At 61.3% G+C, this 18177-nt stretch carries 15 protein-coding genes; 6 read left to right on the top strand and 9 right to left on the bottom strand.

Annotation, left to right across the window (positions count from 1 at the left end; genetic code table 11):
- Positions 1–119: 119 nt before the first annotated feature.
- The 9 genes from PSUM_RS13150 to edd form a co-directional block, all read right to left on the bottom strand.
- Entirely contained in the window at positions 120–1280 is a 1161-nt protein-coding gene (locus tag PSUM_RS13150) for an ABC transporter ATP-binding protein (RefSeq protein ID WP_020797036.1), read from the bottom strand.
- Positions 1281–1283: 3 nt separating this feature from the next.
- A complete protein-coding gene (locus PSUM_RS13145; RefSeq protein ID WP_020797037.1) occupies positions 1284–2129 on the bottom strand; it encodes a carbohydrate ABC transporter permease in 846 nt (281 codons plus the stop codon).
- Complete coding sequence (locus PSUM_RS13140; RefSeq protein ID WP_033041184.1) at positions 2122–3030, bottom strand: carbohydrate ABC transporter permease; 909 nt, start codon at positions 3028–3030, stop codon at positions 2122–2124. The genes PSUM_RS13145 and PSUM_RS13140 overlap by 8 nt, the downstream gene beginning before the upstream one ends.
- Before the next feature lie 156 nt (positions 3031–3186).
- Entirely contained in the window at positions 3187–4485 is a 1299-nt protein-coding gene (locus PSUM_RS13135; RefSeq protein ID WP_033043396.1) for an ABC transporter substrate-binding protein, read from the bottom strand.
- 117 nt (positions 4486–4602) lie between these two features.
- Complete coding sequence (locus PSUM_RS13130; protein WP_083348352.1) at positions 4603–5862, bottom strand: D-mannose isomerase; 1260 nt, start codon at positions 5860–5862, stop codon at positions 4603–4605.
- A gap of 218 nt (positions 5863–6080) precedes the next feature.
- Entirely contained in the window at positions 6081–7550 is a 1470-nt protein-coding gene (locus tag PSUM_RS13125) for an ATP-binding protein (RefSeq protein WP_033043398.1), read from the bottom strand.
- On the bottom strand, positions 7540–8271 hold the full coding sequence (locus PSUM_RS13120) for a response regulator (protein ID WP_020797042.1): 732 nt from the start codon (positions 8269–8271) through the stop codon (positions 7540–7542). Before PSUM_RS13120 ends, PSUM_RS13125 begins: the two co-directional genes overlap by 11 nt.
- A 156-nt stretch (positions 8272–8427) precedes the next feature.
- Entirely contained in the window at positions 8428–9378 is a 951-nt protein-coding gene (locus PSUM_RS13115) for a glucokinase (protein ID WP_033043399.1), read from the bottom strand.
- Positions 9375–11201, bottom strand: a complete 1827-nt coding sequence (edd, locus tag PSUM_RS13110; protein WP_020797044.1) for a phosphogluconate dehydratase — start codon at positions 11199–11201, stop codon at positions 9375–9377. The genes PSUM_RS13115 and edd overlap by 4 nt, the downstream gene beginning before the upstream one ends.
- 220 nt (positions 11202–11421) lie before the next feature.
- Here edd and gap point away from each other — a divergent pair, with 220 nt between their 5' ends.
- The 6 genes from gap to PSUM_RS13080 all read left to right on the top strand — a co-directional run bounded on the left by gap (position 11422) and on the right by PSUM_RS13080 (position 18111).
- A complete protein-coding gene (gene gap, locus PSUM_RS13105; RefSeq protein WP_020797045.1) occupies positions 11422–12423 on the top strand; it encodes a type I glyceraldehyde-3-phosphate dehydrogenase in 1002 nt (333 codons plus the stop codon).
- Positions 12424–12578: 155 nt separating this feature from the next.
- On the top strand, positions 12579–13043 hold the full coding sequence (locus tag PSUM_RS13100; protein ID WP_020797047.1) for a methylglyoxal synthase: 465 nt from the start codon (positions 12579–12581) through the stop codon (positions 13041–13043).
- A 77-nt stretch (positions 13044–13120) separates the two neighbouring features.
- Positions 13121–13639 (top strand): RNA polymerase sigma factor, encoded by a 519-nt coding sequence (locus PSUM_RS13095; protein ID WP_083348351.1) that lies wholly within the window; start codon positions 13121–13123, stop codon positions 13637–13639.
- A gap of 101 nt (positions 13640–13740) precedes the next feature.
- The gene (locus PSUM_RS13090; RefSeq protein WP_083348350.1) at positions 13741–14709 is read left to right on the top strand and encodes a FecR family protein; all 969 of its coding nucleotides are present in this window, start codon (positions 13741–13743) and stop codon (positions 14707–14709) included.
- A gap of 122 nt (positions 14710–14831) precedes the next feature.
- Positions 14832–17396, top strand: a complete 2565-nt coding sequence (locus tag PSUM_RS13085; RefSeq protein ID WP_083348349.1) for a TonB-dependent receptor — start codon at positions 14832–14834, stop codon at positions 17394–17396.
- A gap of 112 nt (positions 17397–17508) precedes the next feature.
- Positions 17509–18111, top strand: coding sequence for a biliverdin-producing heme oxygenase (locus PSUM_RS13080; protein ID WP_083348348.1), 603 nt, complete (start codon positions 17509–17511; stop codon positions 18109–18111).
- Positions 18112–18177: the final 66 nt, after the last annotated feature.

Below are 18177 nucleotides of genomic sequence, written 5' to 3'. Positions count from 1 at the left end.
CCCATCACGGAGCCCCCATGTGGGAGCGAGCCTGCTCGCGAAGGCGGTGTGTCATTCAACGCAAATGTCGACTGATAGACCGCTTTCGCGAGCAGGCTCGCTCCCACAGTTGTTGATCTCTACCTACCCTTGAACTGGGTCACGTTGGCAGGCCGGTGTTCGGCGTGTGCTTGACCGGCAGCCCCCAGGCGCTCGCCGGTCTTGGCATCGAACAGCAGCACTTTGGCCGGATCGAATTGCAGGGTCAGGGTCTCGCCCACGGCCGGTGCGACGTCAGGCGCCAGGCGACAGCAGACCTTGGTGTCGTTGAGATTGACGAACACCAGGGTGTCGGGACCGGTCGGTTCGGTGACCTGGACTTCAGCGCGAATGGTCGGCAAACCGTTGGCTTCGCCATTAGCCAGGATGATCTGCTCCGGGCGCATGCCGAGGATGACTTCGCGGTCTTCGAGACCGGCGTCCTGCATGCCCAGCGGCAACTCGCATCGGGCCTGGCCGCTGTCGAGCAACGCCAGCAGACGCCCATCCTTGCGTTGCAGGCGCAGGGGAATGAAGTTCATCGGCGGCGAGCCGATAAAGCTCGCCACGAACAGGTTGGCCGGGTTGTTATAGATGTCCTTCGGCGTGCCGAACTGCTGGATGATCCCGTCCTTCATCACCGCCACTTTGTCGCCCAGGGTCATGGCTTCGATCTGGTCGTGGGTCACGTACACCGTGGTGGTTTTCAGGCGCTGGTGCATCAGTTTCATTTCGGTGCGCATCTCGACCCGCAGCTTGGCGTCGAGGTTGGACAGCGGCTCGTCGAACAGATAAATCTTCGGCCGCCGCGCCAGGGCGCGCCCCATTGCCACGCGTTGTTGCTGGCCACCGGAGAGTTGGCCGGGCTTGCGGCTGAGCAGGTGCTCGATCTGCAACAGCTTGGAAACCCGGGCGACTTCTTCGTCGATGTCGGCGGTCGGCATTTTGCGAATCTTCAGGCCGAAGGCGATGTTGTCGCGCACGCTCATGGTCGGGTACAGCGCGTAAGACTGGAACACCATGGCGATGTCACGATCTTTCGGGCTCATGCCACTGATGTCGGCGTCGTCCACCAGGATCGCGCCGCCGCTGATGGTTTCCAGCCCGGCGATGCAGTTCATCAAGGTGGATTTCCCGCAGCCGGACGGGCCGACCAGGATCAAAAATTCCCCGTCATCGATTTTCAGCTCGATGTTCTTCAGGGTGTCCGGCAAACCGGCGCCGTAGGTCTTGTTGACGTTGCGTAATTCGAGAGTTGCCATGTTCTACCCCTTGACCGCGCCGGACGTCAGCCCACGCAGGAAATACTTGCCAGCGAATATGTAGACCAGCAGTGTCGGCAGCCCGGCGATCATCGCGGCGGCCATATCAACGTTGTATTCCTTGGCCCCGGTGCTGGTGTTGACCAGGTTGTTCAGGGCCACGGTAATTGGCTGGGCATCGCCACTGGCGAAGACCACGCCGAACAGGAAGTCATTCCAGATCTGGGTGAACTGCCAGATCAGGCAGACCATCACAATCGGGATCGACATCGGCAGCAGGATCTTCCAGAAGATCGTGAAGAAGCCCGCGCCATCGAGCCGCGCGGCCTTGACCAGCGCATCCGGAATGCTCACGTAGTAGTTACGGAAGAACAGCGTGGTGAACGCCAGACCGTAGACCACGTGCACCAGCACCAGCCCCGTCGTGGTGTTCGCCAGGCCGAACTTGCCGAGGGTGAACGACGCCGGCAGCAGCACGGTCTGGAACGGCAGGAAGCAACCGAACAGCAACAGGCCGAAGAACAATTGCGAACCACGGAAGCGCCACATCGACAGCACGTAGCCGTTCATGGCGCCGATGAAGGTCGAGATCAGTACCGCCGGCACGGTGATTTTCACCGAGTTCCAGAAGTAGCCACCGACCACGTCCCAGGCCTTGATCCAGCCGATGCCGTCGATCACGGTCGGCCAGCTCAACAGGTTGCCGGTGCGGATGTCTTCCGGAGTCTTGAAGCTGGTCAGCAGCATCACCACCAGCGGGATCAGGTACACCGCCGCGGCCAGCAAAAGGGTGGCGTAGATGGCGATGCGGCTGAAGCTGATGCCTGGTTTTGCGAGTTGATTAGTCATGTCGCTTGCCTCGCAGCTCGGAGTACAGGTACGGCACCAGGATGGTCAGCACGGCGCCGAGCATCAGCATGGCGCTGGCCGAACCGATGCCCATCTGGCCACGGCTGAAGGTGAAGGAATACATGAACATCGCCGGCAGGTCGGACGAGTATCCGGGGCCACCAGCGGTCATCGCCGCCACCAGGTCGAAGCTCTTGATCGCGATGTGCGCAAGGATCATGAAGGCGCTGAAGAACACCGGGCGCAGGCTCGGCAGCACGATCTTCAGGTAGATGGTCGGCAGGCTCGCACCGTCGACTTGCGCGGCACGGATGATCGATTGATCGACACCGCGCAGGCCCGCCAGAAACATCGCCATCACGAAGCCGGAGGCTTGCCACACGGCAGCGATCACCAGGCAGTAGACCACGCGATCCTGATCCACCAGCCAGTCCAGGCGAAAGCCTTCCCAGCCCCAGTCACGCAGCATCTTGTCCAGGCCGAGCCCTGGGTTGAGCAGCCATTTCCACGCGGTACCGGTGACGATCATCGACAGCGCCATCGGGTACAGGTAGACGGTGCGGATGAAGCCTTCCTTGCGGATGCGCTGGTCCAGCAGCACGGCGAGGAACACGCCCAGCACCAGGCTGATGCCGATGAACATGCCGCCGAACAGCGCCAGGTTCTTGCTCGCGACCCACCAGCGGTCGTTGTCCATCAGGCGCATGTATTGCTGCAGGCCGACCCACTTGTAGGTCGGCATGAAGCTGGAGTTGGTAAAGGACAGTATGAATGTCCAGATGATGTAACCGTAGAAGCCAACCAACACGATCAGCATGCTCGGCGCGAGTACCAACTTGGGTAACCAGCGTTGCAGCGCATCGAACGGTGAGGCTTTGCTGAAAACCGCCACAGAGCTCATCGGGATAATCCAGGTTAGAGAAATGAATCGACACAGTGATCCCTTGTGGGAGCGAGCCTGCTCGCGAAGGCGGTGTTTCAGTCGGCATCATTTCTGAATGTCAGACCGCGTTCGCGGGCAGGCTCGCTCCCACAGAGGGGTGCTCGGTGTCAGGGATTACTGGGCCGCTTTGACCGCGGAAGCCAGTTGGGCGCTGGCCTTGGCCGGGTCGGCGTCCTTGTCGTTCATGAAGTTGGTGACGACGTCGAAGATCGCGCCTTGAACGGCCAGGGAGGTGGCCATGTTGTGCGCCATGCTCGGTTGCAGGCCGCCGTTTTTCTCGTCCGCCAGGAAGTCCTTGGCCGCCGCTTGGGCGCAGGAATCGAAGCCTTGGCCCGCCATGTCGTTCAACATGTCGGTACGCACCGGGATCGAGCCCTTGTTGATGCTGAAGACTTTCTGGAAATCTTTACCCAGGGCGACCTTGGCCAGGTCTTGCTGCGCGGCGATATCGCCCTTGCGATCAGCTTTCAACTTGAACACAGCCATGGAGTCGATGTTGTAGGTGAAGGCTTTTTCCGTGCCCGGGAACGCCACGCACTGGTAGTCCTCGCCCGCGACTTTCTTCGCCGCGGTCCATTCGCTCTTGGCCCAGTCGCCCATCATCTGCATGCCGGCCTTGCCGTTGATCACGTCGGCGGCGGCGATGTTCCAGTCACGACCGGCGCGGTTCGGGTCCATGTAGGTGGTGATTTTTTTCAGCTCGGTGAAGGCCTTGGTCATCTCGGCGCCCGAGAGGGTTTTCTGGTCCAGGTCTACCAGGGCTTTCTTGTAACCGTCGGCGCCCATGACCGAGAGCACCACGTCTTCAAACACGGTGCTGTCCTGCCAAGGCTGGCCACCGTGGGCGAGCGCGATGAAGCCGGCGGCCTTGAGCTTGTCGCCAGCGGCATAGAATTCTTCGAGGGTGGTTGGCGCTTTGTCGATCCCGGCTTTCTTGAATACTTGCGGGTTGATCCACAGCCAGTTGACGCGGTGGATGTTCACCGGCACGGCGACGTAATCGCCTTCGTATTTCACGGTGTCGGAGACTTTCACAGGCAGCAGGCTGTCCCAGTTTTCCGACTTGGCGACGTCTTTCAACGTTTCGGTACTGAGCAGGCCAGTGCTGCCCCACTCCTGGATGTCCGGCCCCTTGATCTGGGCAACGCCCGGCGGGTTACCCGCTACAGCGCGGCTCTTGAGCACGGTCATGGCCGTGGAACCGCCACCACCGGCGACTGCGCCATCCTTCCAGGTGAAGCCATCTTTTTCGACTTGAGCCTTGAGGACATCGACCGCTGCTTTTTCACCACCCGACGTCCACCAGTGAACGACTTCCACGGAACCCTTGGATTCGGCGGCAAGCACACTGAGAGGGAGCGCAGACAGGGAGACGAGAGAAATGACAGTAGCGAGGCGAGAAATCGCATTCATCGATAAGTACCTTTCTTGTTGTTATGCATGCAAGTCTGGTGCTTGCGCTGCAGAGGAGTTTAAACAGGGGAAGTCCCTTCGCAGGTAACGAAGGGACGCGCGAATGTCACCGCATGGTTACATGGAAACGCTCTGGGACAACGCTGCCAGCGCACTGGCCATGCTCGGCGCCAGCGGCAGGCGCGGGATCAGCACCGCTTGCCAGGCATGATAGAGATCGGGTTTGCCCGCCCAGATATCGCCGCTGGGGCGGTTCAATGGGTCGAGTTCGTGGTGCCAGCTGCCGCATTCACGGTCGATGAAATGACACTCACAAAATTCCCAGAACAGTCGGTACCAGCGTTCGTACTGCTCATCGCCCGTGCGCTTGAGCAAGGCACTGGCAGCGGCGCTGGCTTCGCAATGGGTCCAGTGCAGGCGATGGCGAACCACCGCCTTGTTGTCCCAGTCGAGGGTGTAGACCATGCCCGGTGCGCCATCGATCTCCCAACCGTGCACGCAGTTCTGTTCGAAGAGTTTTTGCGCGTCGGTGAGCAACCAGCCCGGCGTGAGCATGCCGGCGCGCACCCGCGCGGCTTCCAGATGCAAGAGCAATCGGGCCCATTCGAAACCGTGGCCTGGCGTGGTGCCGTAGGGGCGGAAACCGTCGGCCGGGTTGTCGCGGTTGTACTCGCGCAGGGGCTGCCAGTCGCGGTCGAAATGTTCGATCACCAGAAAGCCGTTGGCGGCGGCGTGACCATGAATCACCCGCTCGACGATGCGCTGGGCGCGGCACAACCAGCGCTTGTCGTCGCTGACATCGGCCAGGGCGAGGAAGGCTTCGGTGGCGTGCATGTTGCTGTTGGCGCCGCGATAGGCTTCCTCGCTACTCCAGTCGCGGCTGAAGGATTCGCGCATGGCGCCCTCTTCTTCGCTCCAGAAACAGCTGTCGATGATGTCGATCGCGTCATCGAGCAAGGCTTGCGCGTCGGGCCGTTGTGCAACCACCGCGGAACTGGCGGCCAGGGCCACGAAGGCATGCAGATAGGCATTCTTGCCGGTGTTGCCGTCGCGGTGTTCGGCAACCGCGAACCAACCGCCGTGCACGGCATCGCGCAACGGCCCGCGCAGGGCCCGGATGCCGTGATCCACCAGCTCGGCAAAACCCGGCAGGCCCTGGATGTGCGCCATGGCGAAGCTGTGGGTCATGCGCGCGGTGTTCATGGTTTGTGCTTGCGCGTCGGACGGCAAGCGGCCCTTTTCATCCAGGTTGCCGAAGCCCTCGGGGAGCTTCGAAGCCTTGGCAAATGCCAGCAGCCGCAAGCCTTCGGCGGCGAGCCATTGCTGGTGGGCGGGGGCGTTCAGCCAACTGCTGAAGGCGGGTTGAGAGGAGTTCATGGGGTGCCTTTTTTGTTGTTATGACTGAGGGGCAGTCTAAACAACGGGCGATGGCGGGCTTGTAACGAAGGGGGCGAGTTATGTCACCAACCTGTGACATTTACCTTGAAGGATGTACTGAATGGCCTGGCGCCTTCGCGAGCAAGCCCGCTCCCACAAAGTCACCACCGATTCCTGTGGGAGCGAGCCTGCTCGCGAAGAACGATGACGCGGTATCCCTAATCAACACTACGAGGCAATTGCAGGGTCACCCGCAAACCGCCCTCGCGCAAATTCTGCAAACTCACTTCACCGCCATGACTATGGGCAATGTTGCGCGCAATCCCCAAGCCCAACCCATACCCCTGCTGCTGCCCAGCCAAGCGAAAGTGCGGCTCGAACACCTGCTCCAGCCGCTGTTCGGGAACCCCCGGTCCTTCATCGTCTACATGCAGGACGAAGGCGCTGTCGTCATCGTCGATGTACAGGTGGGCGTTCTGGCCGTACTTCAGGGCGTTGTCGATCAGGTTGCCGATGCAACGCTTGAGCGCCAGCGGTTTGCCCGGATAGGCCGCCAGGGCACGGCCTTCCTGGGTCACGCGACCGTTACCGGTGGGCGACAGGTACGGCTCCACCAGGCACTCGAGCACATGATTGAGGTCCACCGGTTCGATGTTCTCGTGGATGTCGGTGTCTTTCACACACTGCAGTGCGCCCTTGACCAGCAGCTCCAGCTCATCCAGATCGCGACCGAACTTGGCTTGCAGCTTTTCGTCTTCCAACAACTCGACGCGCAGTCGCAAACGGGTGATGGGCGTGCGCAGGTCGTGGGAAATCGCACTGAACAACTGGCTGCGTTCGGTCAGGTAACGGCTGATCCGTTCGCGCATGGTGTTGAAGGCGCGGCCGACCTCGACCACTTCACTGCCGCCACCTTCGGCCACCGGCTCGACGTCGGCACCCAGCGACAGGTCGCGCGCCGCCCGCGCCAGGCGCTTGAGCGGCCGGCTTTGCCAGTGCACCAGCAGGCCGATGAACAACAGCAGGAAACCGCTGGTGAGGACGATGAACCACACTTGCTGCGCCGGCAGACCCTGCTCTTCGAGGCTGGTGTAGGGTTCGGGCAGCAGCGAGGCGATGTACAGCCATTCCCCCGGCGCCATCTGGATCTGCGTGACCAGCACCGGCGGGTTCACCGGTTCCAGGGTCAATGCGTAGTGCGCCCAGGAACGCGGCAGTTCGTCGAGCTTGAGACCGCCATTGAAGATCCGCAGGTCTTCGGGGCTGACAAAGGTCACCGAGATGTCGGTGTCCTGCCCCAGGGACTGGCGCAGCACTTCGTCCACCGCGTTGATCACCGCCTCCTTGCGCGGGGTGATCGGCAGCACTTCCATGCCCAGGGGTTTGTCATTGAGCGTCACCACGAAACGCGTGCCGCCCATGCTGCGCAACTGGTCGAGCACCAACGGGCGGTACGCCACCGGCAACGAGCGCAGGTAACTGACGCTGGCGTTCATCGAGTGAGCGAGGCTGCGCGCACTGGTGACCAGGCCTTCAAGCTGGGTCGCACGCAGTTGGGAAACCCAGATCACGCTCGACAATGCCTGGGCGAACAACACCGCGAGTAGCGTCAGCAACAACATGCGCCCGAGCAGCGAGCGTGGCACCGGCACGCGGCCGGCCAGCTTGCGCAAGAAATCAGTGACCATTGGAGGCAACCACACTGGCTGCCAACTGATAACCGCTGCCCCGTACGGTGCGAATCAGTCGCGGTGGTTTTTCCGTATCGCGCAGGCGTTGGCGCAAGCGACTGACCGCCATGTCGACGATGCGATCCAGAGGCATCAAGTCGCGGCCACGGGTGGCGTTGCCAATCGTGTCGCGGTCGAGGATTTCCTGCGGATGGTCGAGAAACAGCTTCAACAGGGCGAAATCGGCACCGGACAGAATCACCTCTTCGCCATCGATGTGAAACAGGCGATGGCTGACCATGTCCAGGCGCCAGTCATCGAAGGCCAGCACTTCGCTGCCGGAGCGCTCCTGACCGAACTGCGCCCGGCGCAGCAAAGCCTTGATGCGTGCTTGCAATTCGCGAGGGCTGAAAGGTTTGCCTAGGTAGTCGTCGGCGCCCAGTTCCAGGCCGATGACCCGGTCGGCCTCGTCGGAACTGGCGGTGAGCATGATGATCGGCACCTGCGACTGGCGCGGGTGCTGGCGAATCCAGCGACACAGGCTGAAACCGTCTTCGTCCGGCAGCATCACGTCAAGGATCACCAGGTCGCTGGGGGCCTCGTTGAGGGCCTGGCGAAAGCCCGCTCCATCGGGCGTGGTACGCACCTGGAACCCGGCGCGGGTCAGGTAGGTGTCCAGCAACTCGCGTATCTCCTGATCGTCATCGACCAACAAAATCGACTTGTTGACTGAGCTCACGGGGCGGCGTCCTTGTTGTTTGAATTGGGCGGATTATGCCTGATTGAGCGTAAATCTTTGGTGTCTGTGCGGGCCTCTTCGCGAGCAGGCTCGCTCCCACAAGATTATCGGCGATCCTGTGGGAGCGAGCCTGCTCGCGAATGGCACGACGCGATCTTATGCCTGCTCCAGCGCCACACCCGCACCAACCAGCCCCGAATACGGCGCCGTCACCAGCCACACCGGTATCCCTTTGAAGTAATCGCTCATGCACCCCTTGTCGGCAAAGCACCGGGCGAAACCACTTTCGAGGAAGAAATCGGCGAAGCGTGGAATCACCCCGCCAACGATGTACACGCCACCACGCGCACCGGTGGTCAGCACGTTGTTGCCCGCCACGCGACCGAGCCAGCAGCAGAATTGCTCGAGTACTTCCAATGCAATCGGATCACCCGCCAGACCGGCAGCCGTAATCGCTTCTGGCGTGTCGAGCACCGGCTCGTGGCCGTCCACCGCACAGATCGCCCGATAGACTCGGGGCAAGCCGCCGCCGCTCAATGCCGTTTCGGCGCTGACATGTCCGATCTCGTTGAAGATCTGCTGCCACAGTTGAGTCTCGCGCGGACTGCTCAGCGGCAGATCGACGTGACCGCCCTCCCCCGGCAGCGGGGCAAAACGCCCTTCCCCGAGATCTAGCAGGGTGCCGACACCCAAACCCGTGCCCGGGCCAATGACCACCGCCGGGCGCAACGGCTCCGGCGTGCCTTCGCAGACCACGCGGAATTCGCCCGGCTGCAAACGCGTCATGCCCAGGGCCATGGCCGAGAAATCGTTGACCAACAGCAGTTGATCCACCTGCAAGGCCTGGCAAAAACCCTTGCGGCTCAGGCGCCAGTGATTGTTGGTGAACTTGAATTCGTCGCCGCTCACGGGGCCTGCCACCGACAGGCACACCGAACCGATCGCACCCGGCGCCAGGCCCAGCCCGTCCAGGTAGAGGCTGATGGCCTCTTCCGGGCTGGCATGGTCGGCCGTCGCCAGCACCTGGACCGATTCCAGCTGCTGGTTTTTCCACAACGCGAACCGTGCGTTGGTGCCACCGATGTCACCGACCAAAGCCAGTTTCAATTAAGCGTCTCCAGGGCAGAAGTGAAGGCGCTGGCCCCCTGCTCTGCCGAGCTGAAGGCCATGCGCATGAAACCAAACAGTTCGCGACCGGTGCCGATGTTGTTGCCCAACAGGCCCTTGGCCGGCGTGCGCGCTGCGAACTCTTCGGCGTCCACCTTAAGCTCCAGGGTGCCTTTGACGCCATCGACGCGGATGATATCGCCCTCCTGCACCCGCGCCAAAGGCCCACCCACGTAGGCCTCGGGGCTGACGTGGATGGCCGCCGGGATTTTCCCCGACGCGCCGGACATGCGCCCGTCAGTGACCAGGGCAACCTTGAAGCCGCGATCCTGCAGCACGCCGAGGAACGGCGTCATTTTGTGCAATTCCGGCATACCATTGGAACGCGGGCCCTGGAAACGCATCACCGCGACGAAATCCTTCTCCAGCAAACCGGCCTTGAACGCATCAGCCAGGTCTTGCTGATCCTGGAACACCATGGCCGGCGCTTCGACGATCTGGTTTTCCAATGCCACGGCCGACACCTTCATCACGCCGCGACCGAGGTTGCCTTCCATCACACGCAGGCCGCCCTCCGGCGAGAACGCCCGGGCAACCGGACGCAGGATGCTTTCGTCGAGGCTTTCGGTGATGCCTTCGCGCCAGACCAGTTCGCCGTTATCGAGGAACGGTTCCATGGTGTAGCGGCGCAATCCGTGGCCCAGCACGGTGTTGACGTTTTCGTGGAGCAACCCGGCGTCCAGCAGTTCGCGGATCAGGAACGACATGCCGCCCGCGGCCTGGAAGTGGTTGATGTCGGCCTTGCCGTTCGGGTAGACGTGGCTCAGGGTCGGCACGACTTCGGAGAGGTCGGCCATGTCTTGCCAGGTCAACTGGATGCCCGCCGCCATGGCAATCGCCGGCATGTGCAACGTGTGGTTGGTCGAGCCGCCGGTGGCGTGCAGGGCAACGATGGAGTTGACCAGCGAACGCTCGTCGACGATTTCGCCGATCGGCAGGTAGTCGCCGTTCTGTTTGGTAATGCGCGTCACCTGGTGCGCCGCTTCGCGGGTCAGGGCGTCGCGCAGTGGCGTGTTCGGGTTGACGAAGGAAGCGCCCGGCAAATGCAGGCCCATGACTTCCATCAGCAACTGGTTGGTGTTGGCGGTGCCGTAGAAGGTGCAGGTGCCAGGGCTGTGGTAGGAGTTCATTTCCGACTCCAGCAGCTCTTCACGGCTGGCCTTGCCTTCGGCGTAGCGCTGGCGCACGTCGGCTTTCTGCTTGTTGGAAATACCCGACACCATCGGCCCGCCCGGCACGAAGATCATCGGCAGATGGCCGAAGCGCAGCGCGCCCATCATCAGGCCCGGGACGATCTTGTCGCAGATGCCGAGCATCAGCGCGCCATCGAACATGTTGTGCGAGAGCGCCACGGCGGTGGACAGCGCGATCACTTCACGGCTCGGCAGGCTCAGTTCCATGCCCGGCTCGCCCTGGGTCACGCCATCGCACATGGCCGGGGTGCCGCCGGCGAACTGGCCGACGGAACCGATTTCGCGCAGGGCTTTCTTGATCAGCTCCGGGAAGACTTCGTACGGCTGGTGCGCCGAGAGCATGTCGTTATATGACGAAACAATCGCGATGTTGGCGGAGTTCATCATCCGCAGGCTGTTCTTGTCGTCGCTGCCGCAACCGGCCACGCCGTGGGCGAAGTTGGCGCATTGCAGCTTACCGCGCATCGGACCGTCGCTGGCGGCATCACGGATCAGTGCAAGGTAAGCCTCACGCGTGGCGCGGCTGCGGGCGATAAGCCGTTCGGTGACCTCAAGTACGCGGGGATGCATGTGTAGAACTCCAGGCTAACGGATGTGGCGACCTGATTGTCTATGCTGATCAAACACCGGTGTCGATGGGATGACAGACGGCTTTTCTGACCATTCGGACCAGTTGATTCAGGTCACTCGTTGTAGATTGAACAAAATATTGCCATTAAAAAGGCTTGTTTTCTATTTTTTTGCGAATAATCTTGTAATTCCAACAACAAAACGACGGCGGCGCTGACAAATGACTCTACGAATCGCAATCAATGGTTTTGGCCGTATTGGTCGCAACGTCCTCCGAGCACTCTATACCCAAGGCTATCGCCAGGATCTGCAGATCGTCGCCATCAACGACCTGGGTGACAGCGCAATCAATGCGCATTTGCTCAAGTACGACACGGTTCACGGCACGTTCGACGCCGATGTCCAGCATGATCAGGAAAGCCTGACCGTCAACGGCGACCGTATCGCGGTCAGCGCCATTCGCAATCCGGCCGACTTGCCCTGGGCCGCGGAAAAGATTGATGTGGTGTTCGAATGTACCGGTCTGTTCACCGACCGCGCCAAAGCCGCCGCGCATATTACGGCCGGTGCACGCAAAGTGATTATCTCGGCCCCGGCCACGGGTGCCGACGCCACCGTGGTATATGGGGTCAACCACGACATTCTGCGCCAGTCGCACCAGATTATTTCAAACGCCTCGTGCACCACCAACTGCCTGGCCCCGGTGGCCCAGGTGCTGCACCGCGAACTGGGCATCGAAAGTGGCCTGATGACCACCATCCATGCCTACACCAACGACCAGAACCTGACCGACGTCTACCACACCGACCCGTACCGCGCCCGTTCGGCCACGCAGAACATGATCCCGAGCAAGACCGGTGCGGCTGAAGCGGTCGGCCTGGTGCTGCCGGAACTGGCGGGCAAATTGACGGGCATGGCGGTGCGCGTGCCGGTGATCAACGTATCCCTGGTCGACCTGACCGTGCAGCTGAAAAAAGAAGCCAGCGCACAAGAGGTCAATGCACTGCTCAAGCAAGCCAGCCAGCACTCGAAAATTCTCGGCTACAACACCTTGCCGCTGGTCTCCAGCGACTTCAACCATAACCCGCTGTCGTCGATCTTCGACGCCAACCACACCAAGTCCAGCGGCAAGCTGCTCAAGGTGCTGGCCTGGTACGACAACGAATGGGGCTTCTCCAACCGCATGCTCGATAACTGCCTGGCGCTGTGCAACGCCGAATAAGCGATGAATTACGACGACTCGTTCCGCGTTGACGCAATCCTGTAGGAGCTGCCGCAGGCTGCGATCTTTTGATTTTGTTTTTTAGAAACAAGATCAAAAGATCGCAGCCTGCGGCAGCTCCTACACAGGACGCATAAAGCTTTGGAGCTGTACCCATGATCGGCATTACGTTTACCCAAAAAACCATGGCTGCGCGCAAGCGTATCGCCCTGGTCGCCCATGACCACTGCAAAGTGTTTTTGCTGGACTGGGCGGAACGGCAGAAAGACCGGCTCGCGCAACATGAACTGGTCGCCACCGGCACCACCGGTTTGTTATTGCAACAACGCCTCGACCTGCCGGTGGAGAGCATGATCAGCGGCCCGCTGGGCGGTGACCAACAGCTCGGCGCGCGAATCGCCGAGCAACGGGTCGACATGCTGGTGTTCTTCTGGGACCCGTTCGAACCTCAGCCACACGACCCCGACATCAAGGCATTGCTACGGGTCGCGGCGGTCTGGAACATTCCCGTGGCGTGCAATGAATGCAGCGCCGACTACCTGCTCAGCAGCCCGCTGATGGATCAGGCACACGGTCATCGGATTCCGGATTACCCCATGTATTTGCAAGGTCGGGCGTAAACCTTCACAAATCAGGGCTTGACCACCAGAGCGGATGATAAGCATTATCATTCGCTCGAAATGGATCAGGTCCTCCCGTGAGTCAATCGCGTTTCAACGACGTCTTCATCTCCCAGCGAATCTCTCTGCTGCGCACGCTGGAGCGGATGGTCAACAATCACAGCACCGCCGAAGACCTCATGCAGGAGACTTACCTGCGGGTGAGCCGCGCACTCGGCGAGCGAGCCATCGATCACCTGGAACCCTTCGTTTTCCAGACTGCCCGCAACCTCGCACTGGACCATTTGCGCGCGCGGCGCATCCACTCGCGCACCATGGTCGATGACGTGCCACCGGACGTGGTGGAAAGTATTGCCGCCCCCGCCAGCAGTGCCGAGGACGCCGCCCATGCCGAACAATTGCTCGAGCGTTTGAACGTGCGCCTCAGTCAACTCAGCTCCCGCCAGCAGCAAATTTTCATCCTCAGCCGCCTGCACGGCCATAGCTATCTGGAGATTGCCGAGAAACTCGGCGTCTCACTCAGTACCGTGCAGAAGGAGCTGAAGTTGATCATGACCATCTGCATCAGCGTCGCCGACCGGTCGAAAGGCCACTGAGCCACCCGCGGCTCGACGACCTTGTTCATCAGGGCTACCCTTGGCCCTCTTTTGCGCTTCACTAAAAAAACAGCCGTGCACAGACACGCCGAGGAAACACCGTGACGGACACCCACCGCGCCCCTTCGCCCTCACCGGCGCAGGCCACAGCCGAGGCGATGGACCAGGCCCTGGACTGGCTGATCGTGTTGGACAGCCCGAGCGAAGAACAGACCCGCCAGTTCCACCAATGGCTCGCGGCAGACCCAGCGCACGCCGAGGCGTTCGCCAGGGCGCAGGCGATATGGAACGGTGCGCAAGTCACGCAATGCGCGCAAAAACTGGCATCGAGCCCAGTCAAAGTCACTGCGCTGTCGCGTCTGCGCCCGCACTGGAGACCCTTGGCCACCGCCGCCGTGCTGATCCTCGGGTTGTTCAGCTTCAGCAATCTGCCGATGCGCCTGCAGGCCGATCACCTGACCGTGGTCGGTGAACGCCAGCGCCTGCAACTGGAGGACGGCTCGAAAGTCCTGCTCAATACCAACTCGGCGTTTTCCAGCACCATCAACGACCAGAAGCGCGTGGCCCGCCTGTATCAGGGCGAGGCGTTTTTCGACGTGCCGCCGCATCGCGGTCTGCCGTTGGAAATTGACGCGGGCCTGGTTACCGCGAGTGTTCGCGATACGGCATTTGCCGTGCGTTACCTCGACGGCGTAACCCAGGTTCGAGTGCAGCGCGGGGATGTCGACTTGCGCGCCACCGGCGACGACGATGCGAGGGTGCGCCTGACAGCCGGGGAAAGCATCCGCATCGGCCCCAATGGTTTCGACCAGCCGGCCAAACTGGATGCGGCCACTGACCTGGCCTGGGTCCAGGGTCGCCTGGTGTTTGAAAACTGCCCGCTGAGCCAGGTGCTGGCAGAGCTGCGTCGCTACTATCCGGGCTGGATCATCAACAACAATGAGCAGTTGGCGAATGTTGCCGTGACCGGAAATTATCGTCTCGACCAGCCGCTGGACGTGGTCCGCTCGCTGGCTCACATTGCCTCGGCACAGCTCAAGGAATACCCGGCGCTGGTCATCTTGAACTAAATGAGAATTATTTTTACTCGATAGCTGAACCTCGTACGTCTCGTTATAGCCAATGCAATTGATTCGCATCTCTAAATGCCAATCAGCACCTATAAAGATTCGTGCGACACGGAGCGCTATCGATGTCCTCTCGCCTTACCCGCCCAGTTAGTTCACCTTCTTGCGTACTGTCGCTGCTGACCGCCGCCATTCTGATGGCCGGTGCTGTGCCCGTCATGGCCGCCACGGCCCCTGAACAGTCGGCGCGCAAAATGGGCGATTACGCATTCGCCATTGCGCCACAGTCGCTGGTGTCGGCACTCAATTCGTTCACCGCAGTGACCGGCTGGCAGGTCGGCTTTTCAGCCGAACTGGCGCAAGGGATGGACTCACCGGGCGTACGCGGATCGCTGCCAGCGGAAAAAGCCCTGGATCGCCTGTTGGTGGGGACCAACCTGAGCTATCGCAAACTCGGCAACAACAACATCGTGCTGGAGCGCCGAAGCAGCGCCGGGACCCTGAATCTGGAACAGGTGACCATCAGCGCCACGCGCCAGGAACAGGACGTGAGCAGCGTGCCCAGCACCGTCACCGTCCACACCCGCGAGGAACTCGACCGCAACAACGTCAACAGCATCAAGGATCTGGTGCGCTACGAACCGGGTGTATCGGTAGGCGGCACCGGGACCCGCGCGGGCCTTTCCGGCTACAACATCCGCGGTATCGACGGTGACCGCGTGCTGACCCAGGTCGACGGAGTCCAGGTGCCCGATGGTTTCTTCAATGGTCCGTACGCCCAGACCAACCGCAACTATGTCGACCCGGAAATCGTCAAGCGCGTGGAAATACTGCGCGGCCCGGCTTCGGTGCTGTACGGCAGCAGCGCCATTGGTGGCGCGGTCAGCTACTACACGCTGGACCCGGACGACATCATCAAGCCAGGCCAGGACGTCGGTGCTCGCCTTAAGACCGGCTACAGCTCGGCCGATGAAAGCTGGCTCACCTCCGGCACCGTGGCCGGTCGCACCGGCGACTTCGACGGCTTGCTGCACCTGAGCCAGCGCAATGGCCACGAAACGCAGTCCCATGGCGAAACCGGTGGAACCGGCCTGGACCGCACCGAAGCCAACCCCGAGGACGTGCGCACCACCAACGTGCTGGCCAAGCTCGACTGGAACTACGCCGACGATGCGCGCTTCGGCTTGACTTACGAGCACTACAAGGACGATCGCGACACCAATCAGCTAAGCGCCGTGGGTGGCCCGTTCAACGCAGGACGCGGCTTCGGCTTCTACAAATCGCGCACCGGCAACGACACCATCACCCGCGAGCGCTTCGGCCTGGATCACCGTTTCGCTGTGGACAGCCTCCTGGCTGACAACATCAAGTGGACGTTGAATTACCAGATTGCCAAGACCGACCAGCGCACCGAAGAAATCTACGCACCGTCACGCACGGTGCTGCGTCACCGCGATACCACCTACAAGGATCGCCAATGGGTATTCGATGCCCAGGCTGACAAGGCGTTTGCCATTGCCGACACCGACCATGCGATCACTTATGGCACCACCATCAAGCAGGACAAAGTCACCGGCCTGCGCACCGGTAGCGGCACCTGCCTGACCGTGGCCGGCGCTTGCCGCGTCATGAATGCTGCGAGCGCTGCCGACACTTTGACCCCGGCCAGTGATTTTCCGGATCCGACCATCAACACCTACAGCCTGTTCGCCCAGGACCAGATCGCCTGGAACAACTGGACCTTCGTGCCCGGCCTGCGCTACGACTACACCCAGCTCAAGCCGCACCTGACCAAAGAGTTCCTGGCCACTGCCGACCAGAGCGGCAACGGTGAGGTGAACGACGACGAAAAAACCTGGCATCGCCTGTCACCGAAATTCGGCACGACCTACCGCTTCGATGACAACTACACCTGGTACGGCCAATACGCTGAAGGCTTCCGCACGCCGACCGCCAAGGCTCTCTATGGTCGCTTCGAAAACCTGGCTGGCGGGTATCAGGTCGCGCCCAATCCCGACCTCGAGCCAGAAAAGAGCAAGAGTTATGAAACCGGCCTGCGCGGGCAGTTCGAGGCCGGTACTTTCGATATCGCGGTGTTCTACAACAAATATCGCGACTTCATCGACGAGAACGCCATTACTCCCGGCTACACCGAGACCACCTTCCAGAGCAACAACATCAAGCACGCCACCATCAAGGGCCTGGAGCTCAAGGGGCGCTTGAACCTGGATAGCTTTGGCGCACCGCGTGGCCTCTACACCCAGGGTTCTGTGGCCTACCTGTATGGTCGCAACGATGACAGCGGCGAACCTCTTAACAGCATCAACCCGCTGACCGGCGTATTCGGTCTGGGCTATGACCAGGACAAGTACGGCACATTGCTGAGCTGGACCCTGGTCAAACGCAAGACCCGGGTCGACAGCACCAGCTTCAACACCCCGGACGGCACCAGCACGCAGTTCAAGACACCGGGTTACGGCGTGCTCGACCTGGCGGGTTTCTACAAGGTGACCGACGACCTGACCGTGAATGCCGGCCTGTACAACCTGACCGACAAAAAGTACTGGCAGTGGGATGACGTACGCGGCTACGACAGCGTCGGCGAAGCCTCGGTGACACAGCCCGCCAACCTCGATCGCCTGACCCAGCCTGGACGCAATTTCGCGATCAATCTGGTGTGGGATATCTGACCCCGTGCACCTCACCGGGCGCTGTAACAGCCGCCCGATGAGGATTTTTTACTGTCATGCACCTGCTCATTCGTCTCGTTACCAAGCGCCTCTTCTTTCCCAAGGATCTGCCATGACCACCCAGGACACCGCCCAACGCCCCACCCTGCGCTCGCAACGCTTGAACCAGGTCACCAACGAGCCGCACAGCAAGCTCGATGCATTGGTCAAAGCCCATGCCCCCTTTGAAACCCAGGCCAATTTCGCCCGCTTCGTGGTAGCGCAATACCTGTTCCAGTCGGAACTGGTGGCGCTATACAACGATGCCGAACTGACAGCCGTCGTTCCGGACCTGCCAGCCCGTTGCCGTGCCGAGGCGGCGAAGGCGGACCTGGCGGACCTTGACACCGAGGTGCCGGCGCCGGTTGCAGGCGCACTGCAAAACCCGACCAAGGCCCAGGCCATGGGCTGGCTCTTCGTCTCCGAAGGCTCGAAGCTGGGCGCAGCGTTTTTGCTCAAGCGTGCCGTGGGCCTCGGCCTGAGCGAGACCCTCGGTGCCCGTCACCTTGGCGAACCGGCCGGTGGTCGTGCGCAAGGTTGGAAAAACTTCGTCAAGACCCTCGATGAACTGGAGCTCAGCGCCCAGGAAGAAGTCGAGCTGGACAAAGGCGCCATCGATGCCTTCAACCGCTTCACGGTGTTGCTGGAACAGGCTTACGCCCCAGAACTTGCCTGAAGAAACACCCTCCCCTGTGGGAGCGAGCCTGCTCGCGAAGAGGTCAGCACATGCGACGTTTATGTC

The organism is Pseudomonas umsongensis (assembly GCF_002236105.1).
Classification (GTDB): Bacteria; Pseudomonadota; Gammaproteobacteria; order Pseudomonadales; family Pseudomonadaceae; genus Aquipseudomonas; species Aquipseudomonas umsongensis.
This window is presented reverse-complemented; position numbering and strand designations above follow the sequence as displayed.